This is a genomic window from Paenarthrobacter sp. NEAU-H11 (assembly GCF_050573415.1).
GTDB lineage: Bacteria > Actinomycetota > Actinomycetes > Actinomycetales > Micrococcaceae > Arthrobacter.
In genome coordinates this window covers 65277-77728 of the sequence record NZ_JBNZGA010000013.1, presented here as the reverse complement: position 1 = coordinate 77728, position 12452 = coordinate 65277, and the positions used below count along the sequence as shown (strand labels likewise).

Genomic DNA, 12452 nt, shown 5'->3' with positions numbered 1-12452 from the left:
CAAGGAGATCAACGATGACTGCAGCATTTGCGCCCACCACGCCCGAGGAGCAGGCTGCGGCCCTGGAGCTCGAGTGGGAGGCCAACCCCCGGTGGGAAGGTGTGACCCGGGACTACAAGGGTTCCGACGTCGTCCGTCTCCGCGGCCGCGTCTCCGAAGAGCACACCCTGGCCCGCCGCGGTGCCGAGAAGCTGTGGAAGCAGCTCACCGAAGAGCACAAGGAAGGCAAGTACACCAACGCACTCGGCGCCCTGACCGGCAACCAGGCGGTCCAGCAGGTCAAGGCGGGTCTCCGGGCCATCTACCTCTCGGGCTGGCAGGTCGCCGCGGACGCCAACAACTCCGGCCACACTTACCCGGACCAGTCGCTGTACCCGGCCAACTCCGTTCCCACGGTGGTTCGCCGGATCAACAACGCGCTGCTCCGGGCCGACCAGATCGAGTTCTCCGAGGGTGTCCAGACCGTTGAGGACTGGCTGGTCCCGATCGTCGCCGACGCCGAGGCAGGCTTCGGTGGCCCGCTGAACGCCTACGAGCTCATGAAATCCATGATCCAGGCCGGCGCGTCAGGTGTGCACTGGGAAGACCAGCTCGCCTCGGAAAAGAAGTGCGGCCACCTCGGCGGCAAGGTGCTCATCCCCACCCAGCAGCACGTCCGGACCCTGAACGCCGCCCGCCTGGCCGCCGACGTCGCCGGCACCCCGTCGGTGATCATCGCCCGCACCGACGCCGAGGCAGCGACCCTGATCACCTCCGACGTGGATGAGCGCGACCAGGAATTCATCACCGGTGAGCGTACCGCCGAGGGCTTCTACAAGGTCCGCAACGGCATCGAACCCTGCATCGCCCGGGCCAAGGCCTACGCCCCCTACTCGGACCTGATCTGGATGGAAACCGGCACCCCGGACCTGGAGCTGGCCCGCAAGTTCGCCGAAGCGGTCAAGGCCGAGTTCCCGGACCAGATGCTCTCCTACAACTGCTCGCCGTCGTTCAACTGGCGCAAGCACCTGGATGACGCCACGATCGCCAAGTTCCAGCGTGAGCTCGGGGCCATGGGCTTCACGTTCCAGTTCATTACCCTGGCCGGCTTCCACGCCCTGAACTACTCGATGTTCGACCTTGCCCACGGCTACGCCCGTGAAGGCATGAGCGCCTACGTCGAGCTCCAGGAAAAGGAATTCGCCTCCGAATCCCGCGGCTACACCGCAACCAAGCACCAGCGCGAAGTCGGTACCGGCTACTTCGACGACATCGCTACTGCGCTCAACCCGAACGCATCCACCCTGGCCCTGGTGGGATCCACCGAAGAAGGCCAGTTCCACTAAGAGCTTTCCCAACAGGAGGGCAGCAGATGCCGTCAGGCCATCTGCTGCTCTTCGGTTGTAACCTGCAGCAGGAGACTTCCAATGAACAGCTTTACTGATAACTTCACGCTTAATGGCATTACGCTGACAGCTCCTGCAGTTCGACGGCAGAACGAAATTTTGACCCCAGAGGCATTGGAGTTTATTTCTACCTTGCACTGGGCGACTGAAGAACGTCGGCAGGAGCTGCTGAAAGCCCGGCAAATTCGGCGTGCGGCAATTCGTGGGGGCCAGGACCCTCGGTTCTTGCCTGAAACCACCCCGATTCGTAACGATCCGTCGTGGCGGGTCGCTCCCCCGGCCCCCGGTCTGGAGGACCGCCGCGTGGAAATTACTGGTCCGGTGGATCAGAAGATGACCATCAACGCCTTGAACTCCGGGGCCAAGGTGTGGCTGGCGGACATGGAGGACTCTTCGACCCCCACCTGGCGGAACGTGATCAAGGGCCAGCTGAACCTCACCGACGCCTTGGAACGCCGGATTGACTTCACCTCCCCCGAGGGCAAGGAATACAAGCTCCGCCCCGCCGGGGACCTGCCCACCATCGTGGTCCGCCCCCGCGGCTGGCACCTGCCCGAGAAGCACATGCTCATCGACGGCGCCCCGATCGCCGGTGGCATCGTGGACTTCGGCCTGTTTTTCTTCCACAACGCCCGCCGCCTCCTGGCCCAGGGCAAGGGCCCGTACTTCTACCTGCCCAAGATCGAGAACCACCTCGAAGCCCGGCTCTGGAACGACATCTTCGTCCTCGCCCAGGACCTGCTCGGCATCCCGCAGGGCACCATCCGCGCCACCGTGCTGATCGAAACCATCACCGCAGCCTTCGAAATGGAGGAAATCCTCTACGAACTGCGCGACCACGCCTCAGGCCTGAACGCCGGCCGCTGGGACTACATCTTCTCCCTCATCAAGAACTTCCGTACCCGCGGGCCCCGCTTCGTCCTGCCGGACCGTGCCCAGGTGACCATGACCCAGCCCTTTATGCGCGCTTACACCGAACAGCTGGTCCGGGCCTGCCACAAGCGCGGCGCGATGGCCATCGGCGGCATGGCGGCGGCGGTTCCGAACCGCAAGGATCCCGAAGCGAACGCCAACGCGGTCGAGAAGGTCCGTGCGGACAAGACCCGTGAGGCGAACGACGGTTTCGACGGCTCCTGGGTGGCCCACCCCGACCTCGTGCCGGTCTGTCGCGAGGTGTTCGACTCCATCCTTGGTGAGAAGCCCAACCAGCTGGACCGCACCCGCGAGGACGTCACTCCGGACGACCGTGCCCTGATCAACGTGGCCGCGACCCAGGGCACCATCACCGAGCAGGGCATCCGGAACAACATTGAGGTCGGGATCCGCTACATCGAATCCTGGCTCCGCGGCAACGGGGCCGTCGCCATCCATAACCTCATGGAAGACGCCGCCACCGCCGAAATCTCCCGCTCCCAGCTCTGGCAGTGGATCTACGCCCGGGCCATCACCGACCACGGCGAAATCATCACCCATCACTGGGTGGAGGAACTCCTCGACGAAGAATTCGCACGGCTCGAACGCTTCGACGGTGACCGCTTTGAAGACGCCCGCGACATCTTCGAAGAAGTCACCCTCGGCCAGGACTTCCCGTCCTTCCTCACCCTCCCCGCCTACGCCCGCTACCTGACCGATGGGCGCATAAGGGCCACTGCGGAGGAAGTCGCGACCTCATAGGCGCGGCGGCGTTAGCGCGATAGATTTCCGTCCGTCGAGTCGGCACGCCCTCCGCAACAGGCACCTCCGAAATCCGGAGAGCCGGCTCGGCGGCGGAACCATCGTGAGCCCTGCTTTTCCTCAAATAGAGAGAACATCCCAGGGTTGTCTCCCGGCACCTGAATTCCTACGCACAACGTCTTAGAGAGAGAAAATAGTGACACGTATCGGGATCGTGACTGAGCTAGACCACGAAACAAGGGTGGCGGCTACACCCGCCACAGTCAGGCAGCTGCTGGACCTGGGCTACGACGTGGTCGTCGAGAAGGGCGCCGGGGAGGCAGCATCCTTCCGTGACGAAGCGTACGCCGAGGCAGGTGCCCTGATCGTTGGCGCAGATGACGCCTGGGGCAGCGAAGTAGTGCTCAGGATTAATCCGCCCAGCGAGGAGGAGATGGGCCGTTTGGCCCCGGGTGCAACGCTGATCGGGATGTTGAGCCCTGCGCTGCGGCCCGAACTCGTAGACGCACTTGCGGCACGGCCGATCACCGCTCTTGCCCTTGATGCTGTTCCGCGCATCTCCCGGGCACAGTCAATGGACGTGCTCAGCTCCATGGCAAACATTGCCGGCTACCGGGCTGTAATTGAAGCAGCGCACGAATTCGGCAGGTTTTTCACCGGGCAGGTGACCGCCGCGGGCAAGGTCCCACCGGCGAAAGTCCTCGTCGCGGGTGCCGGCGTCGCCGGGCTGGCGGCGATCGGGGCGGCGAGCAGCCTCGGGGCGATCGTTCGCGCCACGGATCCGCGTCCCGAGGTCGCGGACCAGGTGAAGTCCATTGGCGGCACCTACCTCAAAGTTGAGGTAGAGGAGGAGATGAAGTCCTCCGACGGGTACGCCAAAGCGACCTCGGACGGGTACAACCGGCGAGCAGCCGAGATCTACACCGAGCAGGCCCGCGATGTAGACATCATCATCACAACCGCACTCATCCCCGGCCGGCCTGCACCGAAGCTGCTGACTGCAGACGACGTCGCCGCGATGAAGCCGGGCAGCGTGATCGTGGACATGGCCGCCGGGCAGGGCGGCAACGTTGAAGGCTCCGTCGCAGGCGAACGCACTGTCACAGAAAACGGTGTGGTCATCCTCGGCTACACCGATCTGCCGGCCCGGCTCCCGGCCCAAGCATCCCAGCTGTATGGGACCAACCTGCTGAACCTCCTCAAGCTCCTCACCAAGAACAAGGACGGCCAGCTCACCCTGGACTTCGATGACGTGGTCCAGCGCTCCGTGACAGTAGTACGCGAGGGTGAAAAAACCTGGCCACCGCCCCCCGTCCAAGTCTCCGCGGCACCCCAGGCTCAGGCTGAAACCACGCGCGCCGGTGAGCGCACAGCGGGTAAAGCGGACAAGAAAGCGGGGTTGGGCCCTGCCGGTAAAGCCGGTCTTATCGCCGCAGGAATCACTGTCCTCTTTGGCATCAACGCCGTCGCTCCGGCCCCGCTGCCCCAGCACTTCACGGTGCTGATGCTCTCCATCGTCGTGGGCTTCTACGTCATCGGCAAAGTCCACCACGCCCTCCACACGCCGCTGATGTCCGTCACCAACGCAATTTCCGGGATCATCGTCGTCGGCGCATTGCTGCAAATCACCTCCGAAAACCTCATCGTGCAGGGCCTCTCCGCCGTCGCAGTCCTGCTCGCCAGCATCAACATCTTCGGCGGCTTCGCCGTCACCCGTCGCATGCTCGCCATGTTCTCCAAAGGAAACAAGGCACAGGGATGAGCGCCATGGGCGAAGCAACAGGAATTCTTACTAGGAGCACCGCAGTGACTGACACCGTATCCGGTCTGTTGACCGCAGAATCTGTAGCCGGGGCGGCGTACATCGTCGCGGCTCTGCTGTTCATCCTCAGCCTTGCCGGCCTCAGCAAGCACGAGAAAGCACGCGCCGGGGTTATTTACGGCATTTCGGGAATGGTCATTGCCTTGGCAGCCACCATCTGGCTGACCCTCCAAGACGCCTGGGGATCAGGACACGGCCTCACAGGCCTCATCCTGCTCCTGATCGCGGTCCTGGTTGGCGCCGCGATCGGCCTGTGGCGGGCCCGGGCAGTCCAGATGACCGGGATGCCCGAACTCATCGCCCTGCTTCACAGCTTCGTCGGCCTCGCCGCCGTGCTGGTCGGCTGGAACGGACACCTGGAAGCCCCCGACCTGCCCGAAGCCCTCGAGGGAATCCACCACGCAGAAGTCTTCATCGGAGTCTTCATCGGAGCCGTCACCTTCACCGGCTCCATCGTGGCGTACCTGAAACTCTCTGCCCGGATGAAATCCTCACCCCTGACCTTGCCCGGTAAGAACGGCATCAACCTCGCCGCCCTCGCCACCTTCGTCGCCCTCACCATCTGGTACGTCAACGACACCCAACTGTGGCTCCTGGTCGTCGTCACCCTCCTCGCCCTAGGCCTGGGCTGGCACCTCGTCGCCTCGATAGGCGGCGGGGACATGCCCGTCGTTGTCTCCATGCTCAACAGCTACTCCGGATGGGCAGCAGCCGCCGCCGGCTTCCTGCTCAACAACGACCTGCTCATCATCACCGGCGCCCTGGTCGGCTCCTCCGGCGCCTACCTGTCATACATCATGTGCAAAGCCATGAACCGGTCCTTCATCTCCGTCATCGCCGGTGGTTTCGGCATTGAAGCCACCAAATCCGGGGACACCGACTACGGCGAGCACCGCGAGATTTCCGCCCAGGCAACCGCTGACTTGCTCACCAACGCCTCCAGCGTCGTCATCACCCCCGGCTACGGCATGGCCGTGGCACAGGCCCAGTATCCTGTCGCCGAACTCGCCCAACAACTGCGTGACCGCGGTGTGGACGTCAGGTTCGGCATCCACCCGGTTGCCGGGCGCCTGCCAGGGCACATGAACGTTCTCCTCGCCGAAGCCAAAGTTCCTTACGACATCGTCCTGGAAATGGACGAGATCAATGACGATCTCAGCGGGACATCCGTCGTCCTCGTCATTGGAGCCAACGACACCGTCAACCCGGCCGCGGCCGAGGATCCAGGCAGCCCTATCGCCGGCATGCCCGTCCTTCGTGTTTGGGAAGCCGAGAACGTCGTGGTTTTCAAACGCTCAATGGCCGCCGGGTATGCCGGCGTCCAAAACCCCCTGTTCTTCAGGGACAACTCCCAAATGCTCTTCGGCGACGCCAAGCAGCGAGTGGAAGAGATCCTGCGCGCGTTCTAATAAAGGCAGCCACGACGACGAGGAGAAATCATGTCCAGAGGCTGGGTGATACCCAAAAGCCTGACCCCGGCAATATTCCGATCACGGAGGCCGGATCAGAACGACTGCAACCAACAAGCACGAGTTTTGCGTCGTGATTTTGGCATTGATGAATACGCTGCATCACCTTGGATTGGTCTTCATCAGGTGCACGAGTTCTTACTCCACCACAGGCACGAATTACTGGAGGACCAAGGACCTGAAGTACCTCATCCAGAACGGTAATCACAGCTCTCGGAGGCATTAGCCCGGTGTGCTCGGTAGCAAACACGTGTATCCCCTTCGTAGGTCCACCTTGGCCTGAATCAGGGGAGAGCTTGCCGGTCCTACAAACAGTCTCGACCTTCAGGATGTATCTAGCTAATGGCACGGGACGATGGACACTTGCGGGTTCAATGCTGCCGGTTATCGTCTCTCCGTGCGCTGTCCTCGGTCTGGGGACGCTGAGTTTCACCAAAGGTGCTCATTCGTTTGAGGAAATAACTTTAGCCAGCGACTCAAGCATGTCTTTGTCGAACCAACAAACTCTTGTCACCCTCTGAGAAATGACGTCTGCGGTGGGCAATTCCACGGCAAGCGCGAAGGGCCAATCATCCACGATTCAGGCAAACGTAGCCAGCATTCTCGGACCACCGGCGACTGCAAGGGCTACCAGATCCTGGAGACCGCGCCGGAAGTTTCTTGAGGACGGTATTGCCCCGACACGGGCTCAGACGTGCTTCGCCTGTCCGGACGAGGCGCTTCCCGCCGCCGTCGAGTTGGCACACCAGGTCCGGCGCCGTGCACTGCGGCGAGGGCGTGGAAGGTATTATCTCCATCAAGACAGGCCGCTGCCCGGAGGATTGCCATTTTGCAGGCTAAGGACTGGGGCGCCCACTGCTGCTAAAACAACAATCTCGAAACGCGCGCAGCTACTTCCCCGAAGTCGTCATCACCCATACCTATGAGGAGCGGCTGGAGACCTGCGCGATGGTCACGGACGTAGGCATGGAACTGTGCTGGAGTCCTGATCAGCATGGGCGAACGCCTGGAGCATCGGTCGAAGTAGCCGTCCAGTGCGCTGCCCGGAAGCCACACGAAGTAGCGTTGCACTTCCTCAACCCCCGGCCGGTAACTCCGCTGGACAACCAGGGCATCATGGAGCAAGGACGGCCTCTGCGCTATCGACGCCTTCCACCCCGCGATGCCCCGCACCGTCCTCCGCTACGCCGACGGTTGGTGAGCTCACCTTGGGCGACCTCGACACTTGCGCCGGCTGCTCCGGGGGATCAACGCCGTAATCGTCTGCAACTACCTCACTACCCTCGGCCGGCCCCGCCACTGCAAGACCTGAACCTGCTCGTGGACCTTCACAAGCCATCGAGGAACTCCAGAAGACCCTGTGAACGCGGCTGCGGCGAGCTCAACCGCAGGGAACCTTTGTGGGCACCATAGCTGCGGCGAACGCCGGGCGGTGGAACCGCCGAGGTACTGCGCCTCGTGCCGGCGCCGGATGAAAGTTCCTGTAACACCTCTGGGCTGGACCGCAGAGTGCTGCCGCGCCACAGCTGCGGCATCCGTACGCACCTACGTCCCCGGAGCTTCCGTTGCCGGAAGTGGAGGCAGCCGACGGCGTGCGGCTGCGGCTTCGCGCCGATGACGGCACCCGCATTTCCTCGTGATGACGGTTCAGATCCTTAAGAACGGGCAGGGGCTACTGAACCGCGTTCGGTCGCCCTAGTCCCCACTGATTCTGGTTTTCGCCTATCCCTTGGTAAGGAACCTTGGTGTCACGGGATCATGGGTAAATTCGGTCCTCTGGACCACTTGCGTGTCCGGTAGTCGCTACATCCGGCATCTAAGGTTTATTGGGACCGACCCGTGGTAGAAAGTAGACGTCCTACTTACTGACCTTGCCCATCAGCGATGCGACCGGACGCAGGAAAAGCGGACGGGCCAGGAACCAAGCTGTGGTCATAACGACTATGGAAACGGCAAAGAACCAGAACCCTGTCCAGCTGTCGTCGTCCTGGGCCGCATACATATGATTTAGGTTGCGAAACAGCCCCGTGGTGAACACGAGGAAGACGTGAACAGCGACGAACAGCACGAAGTAGAGCATTACCGGGAAGTGCACCGTCCGAGCGAGCTCGACCGGATATGCCTTGTTCAACCTCGCGGCGTCCTTTGGCCAAGCTGGGGACATACGAAGCCCGGTAAGGATGGCCAACGGCGCGGCAATGAAGACGGTAGTGAAGTAGGCCAGCACCTGCAGGCTGTTGTAGTACACCCACCCGTTCTCGTTCGGCCACTGCAGCGAGGCGTACTGCAGCCCCGCTGAGAAGGCGTTTGGGACCACATCTAAACCAGTGGGCACGATGCGCGTCCACTGCCCAGTGGTGAATAGCAGCACCATAAAGACGATCCCGTTGAGCACCCAAAGTGCGTCAAGTGAGAGGTGGAACCAGAGGGTAAGGCTGATCTTGGCAGGCTTGCCCTTGGTTTTGATCAGGCCGGTATTGTTACGGGTCCAGTACTCCTGGGGTCGGACGGTAGTGCGCACCAGCCAGCCGGAGCGGATGATCAGCAGAATGAAGAACGCGTTGAGGAAGTGCTGCCACGCCAGCCACACAGGCAAACCGGTCGGGGCGGTCGCGGGTAGAATCACATGACCCGGATAGTCCGCTACGAAGGCCTGAACCTCTGGCAAGGTCCGCAGCCATTTGGCGATAAGGACGATGGCCAGCAGTGCGGCTATTGCGATGGCCGCCTGCAGCCGCTTTTTTCTCAGCGTCGTGGTCCGCTTTGTCGTCGTGGTCATATCGAGTGTTCCATTCCTGCCTGTTCGCTCCGTTCATGCCGCCCGGCAGGCCCGGGCGGCATGACGTTAGTTTTTTCGGGCTTCGAGAGCCGAGATCAGCTGCGGCACGACGGTAAAGATGTCCCCTACGACGCCGAAGTCCGCCACATCGAAGATCGGGGCGTCGTCATCCTTGTCGATCGCTACGATCGTTTTGGACGTCTGCATGCCAGCCCGGTGTTGGATCGCCCCGGAAATGCCGAGAGCGACATATAACTGCGGGGACACTGCGACTCCAGTCTGTCCGACTTGGCAGGACTGTGGGACGTACCCTGCGTCGACTGCAGCGCGCGAGGCCCCCACCGCCGCACCAAGGGCATCGGCGAGCTGCTCGACCAGGACAAAATTCTCCTTGGAGCCTAGACCTCGCCCGCCCGACACTACCCTCGCGGCCCCACGTAACTCCGGGCGCCCGGTATTTGCTGCGGCGGTGCGGACCTGCTCGATCACCGCCGCGCTGCCAGTCTCGACAAGTAGAGTCGCTGTGGTCACCTTCGGGGAGGAGGTAGGTGCGCGCTCTTCCATCGCGCCTTGACGGAGGGTTATTACTGCCGGCTTGCCCGTTACCTCGGATTCCACGCTGTAATCCCCGCCAAAGTAGGAATGTGAGGCTGCTGGGGTGCCGTCGGATAGGACGGACACGTCGACGGCATCCGCCAGTATGCCAGTTCCAATGCGGGCGGCGAAGCGGGCGGCGACCTCGCGGCTCTCCACCGAATTCGCGGCAACGACTGCGGACGGGGACCATGCCTCGGCTGCGGAGCTGAGGGCGGCGACTTGGGCGGTGGCGAGCACAGTGCCAGCCGCTGGGGTTTCGGCAAAGTAGATTTCCTGCGCACCGAATTCGGCTAGTTGCTGCACAAGACCTGCGCCGGATTCGGGCTGCACGGCAAGGACGGCGATCGGGGTGCCGAGCTTGGCCGCGGCGGCGATGACTGCCGGCGCGCTGTTCGCGATGGTTCCGTTGGGTGAGATTTCAATGTGTGCCAGTACGTTTGCCATGGTGGTGGTTCCCTTATCTAGATCAGGCGGCCGGAAGTCAGGAACTCGGCCAGCTGGTTGCCTGCGTTGCCGTCGTCGTAGATTTTCTTGCCGGCGGTGCGGGCTGGCCTTTTGCTCGTGGAGCGCACCACGGCAGCGTGCCTTGGGGCATCATGATCGAGGTCGGAAAGGGAGAGGGTGGCCAACGGCTTGCGCTTGGCGGTCATGATGCCTTTGAAATTCGGAAACCGGGCCTCCGCGGCGCGCTCCGTCACTGAGATCACGGCCGGCAGCTTTGCACGCACCGCTAACGTTCCGTTCTCGAGGCCGACTTCGCCGGTGACGTAGGTTTCGTCGAATTCGACCGAATCCAGCGAAGGTAGTAGCGGCAGCCCCAAGTGCTCTGCAACCATCGCTGGCACTACCCCACCCCTGCCATCAGTGGACTCGTTGCCGGCAATCAGCAGATCGAAGCCGGTCTGTTGGGCCGCGGCGGCCAGCACGACGGCAGTTCCGGCGATGTCTGCGCCTCTAAGCGCTTCATCGACGATGTGCACTCCAGAGTCGGCGCCCATCGACAGCGCCTTGCGCAAAGCGTCCTTCGCTCCCTCCGGCCCCATGGTCATTGCAATAACCTCGGTACCTTTTTTGTCACTATCCTTGTACCGCAGTGCCACTTCAAGGGCGCGTTCGTTGATCTCGTCGGCAACGGCTTCAGCTGCAGACCGTTCCAGACGTCCGGTTGCCAGGTCGAGCTTGCGCTCCTCCGCCGTGTCCGGCACTTGCTTCACCAGTACGATGATTTTCACAAAATCATTCCTCCTACTACTGCCGTTGATGGTCAGGCTTTTGCCAAGAATCTTCGGCCTTGGCTAAGGCTTATGCTCAATAAGCAGAATGCTCTGGACATCTATCCTATGATTTTATATGTATCTTGCCCGGATGTAAATGCTCCTTTGCCGAGGGCCTAAGTGATTGGTCGCGGCTAGACTTTCGCTTGCCTTAGGCGTGCTGGCTTTTTCTGGGCACCTTCACAATCAGCGCGTCTCCTTGGCCCCCGCCGCCACACAATGCAGCCACGCCGATCCCGCCACCCCGCCTGGCAAGTTCCATAGCCAAATGCAGGACGACACGTGCGCCCGAGGTACCGATGGGGTGTCCTAGGGCAATGGCGCCCCCATTGACGTTAACCCGTTCCTCGTCAATGCCCAGCTGCGTTAGGGAAGCAAGGGCAACGGCAGCGAATGCTTCATTAATTTCCACTAAATCGAGCTCGCTGGGCAGGATGCCTTCGCGCTGACAGGCTCTCACGATGGCATTGGCCGGTTGCGCCTGTAGCGTCGAATCAGGACCGGCGACCATGCCTGGGGAACGGATTTCAGCCAGCCAGGAGATCCCGTCGGCCTCCGCGCGTTCTTTGCTCATCAGCACGAGCGCGCAAGCACCATCAGAGATCGGGGAAGCGTTTCCCGCTGTCACTGTGCCGTCTCCACGAAACGCGGGACGTAATCGACCCAGCACTTCTGTAGTCGTTTCCGGCCGGATGCCCTCGTCGGTGTCAACTACGATCGGGGCACCTCTGGGTTGGGGTACCCGGACAGGAACAATTTCCTCGGCCAATCTGCCACTTTCCCTTGCGGCGGCGGCGCGAGCGTGAGACCGGGCCGCGAACTCGTCCTGCGCCAACCTCGTGAGCGGCTGCGCGTCGTTGTACTGCTCGGTCAGCAGGCCCATCGATTGATCGGTAAACGCGTCGTGGAGGCCATCGAGTTCCATATGGTCTGCCATAGTGACTGCCCCGTATCTTTGCCCATTCCGTAAAGCCAACTGCAGGTGTGGCGCTTGACTCATAGACTCCTGGCCACCGGCAACGACCGCATGTAGAACGCCTGAACGAATGAACTGGTCGGCCAGGATGATCGATTGGATGCCAGAGAGGCAGACCTTGTTAATCGTTAGGGCCGGGGTACGTCCACTGATGCCAGCTTTCATAGCAGACTGCCGTGCGGGCATCTGTCCCGTTCCTGCTGTAAGTACTTGGCCCATGATCACGTAATCGATCAACTCGGGCGATACCCGTGAGCGTTCAAGCGCAGCTTCAATGGCTATGGCACCCAGCTCGACACCGGAGAGCCCAGATAGCGATCCGAGGAGCTTCCCAATGGGTGTGCGTGCTCCTGCAACGATGACAGTTTCATTCATGTGAAAATCCAGGCCCTCTGCCGCGGCACTGCTTTGCAACCCGCGGTTCTCCGAATATTTTCCGTAACAGTGATTGGCTTGCTTGCGAAACGGACGATGTG

8 protein-coding genes are annotated in these 12452 nt (G+C 61.9%); 4 read left to right on the top strand and 4 right to left on the bottom strand.

Features of this window, described 5'->3' with window-relative positions:
- Positions 1-14 precede the first annotated feature (14 nt).
- The 4 genes from aceA to pntB all read left to right on the top strand — a co-directional run bounded on the left by aceA (position 15) and on the right by pntB (position 6290).
- Positions 15-1325: an isocitrate lyase gene (aceA, locus tag ACQ3DC_RS15965; protein WP_430752719.1), complete on the top strand. Its 1311-nt coding sequence runs from the start codon at positions 15-17 to the stop codon at positions 1323-1325.
- Positions 1326-1406: 81 nt separating this feature from the next.
- The gene (gene aceB, locus ACQ3DC_RS15960; protein ID WP_430752718.1) at positions 1407-3059 is read left to right on the top strand and encodes a malate synthase A; all 1653 of its coding nucleotides are present in this window, start codon (positions 1407-1409) and stop codon (positions 3057-3059) included.
- Positions 3060-3255: 196 nt separating this feature from the next.
- The gene (locus tag ACQ3DC_RS15955) at positions 3256-4821 is read left to right on the top strand and encodes a Re/Si-specific NAD(P)(+) transhydrogenase subunit alpha (protein WP_430752717.1); all 1566 of its coding nucleotides are present in this window, start codon (positions 3256-3258) and stop codon (positions 4819-4821) included.
- Positions 4818-6290, top strand: a complete 1473-nt coding sequence (pntB, locus tag ACQ3DC_RS15950) for a Re/Si-specific NAD(P)(+) transhydrogenase subunit beta (protein ID WP_430752716.1) — start codon at positions 4818-4820, stop codon at positions 6288-6290. The genes ACQ3DC_RS15955 and pntB overlap by 4 nt, the downstream gene beginning before the upstream one ends.
- Positions 6291-8208: 1918 nt before the next feature.
- On the opposite strand, the gene ACQ3DC_RS15945 is transcribed toward pntB, so the two are convergent.
- The 4 genes from ACQ3DC_RS15945 to ACQ3DC_RS15930 form a co-directional block, all read right to left on the bottom strand.
- Complete coding sequence (locus ACQ3DC_RS15945) at positions 8209-9129, bottom strand: cytochrome b/b6 domain-containing protein (protein WP_430752715.1); 921 nt, start codon at positions 9127-9129, stop codon at positions 8209-8211.
- A gap of 66 nt (positions 9130-9195) precedes the next feature.
- A complete protein-coding gene (locus ACQ3DC_RS15940) occupies positions 9196-10170 on the bottom strand; it encodes an electron transfer flavoprotein subunit alpha/FixB family protein (protein ID WP_430752714.1) in 975 nt (324 codons plus the stop codon).
- A 17-nt stretch (positions 10171-10187) separates the two neighbouring features.
- The gene (locus ACQ3DC_RS15935; protein WP_430752713.1) at positions 10188-10958 is read right to left on the bottom strand and encodes an electron transfer flavoprotein subunit beta/FixA family protein; all 771 of its coding nucleotides are present in this window, start codon (positions 10956-10958) and stop codon (positions 10188-10190) included.
- Positions 10959-11151: 193 nt separating this feature from the next.
- Complete coding sequence (locus ACQ3DC_RS15930; RefSeq protein WP_430752712.1) at positions 11152-12351, bottom strand: acetyl-CoA C-acetyltransferase; 1200 nt, start codon at positions 12349-12351, stop codon at positions 11152-11154.
- Between the last annotated feature and the right edge of the window lie 101 nt (positions 12352-12452).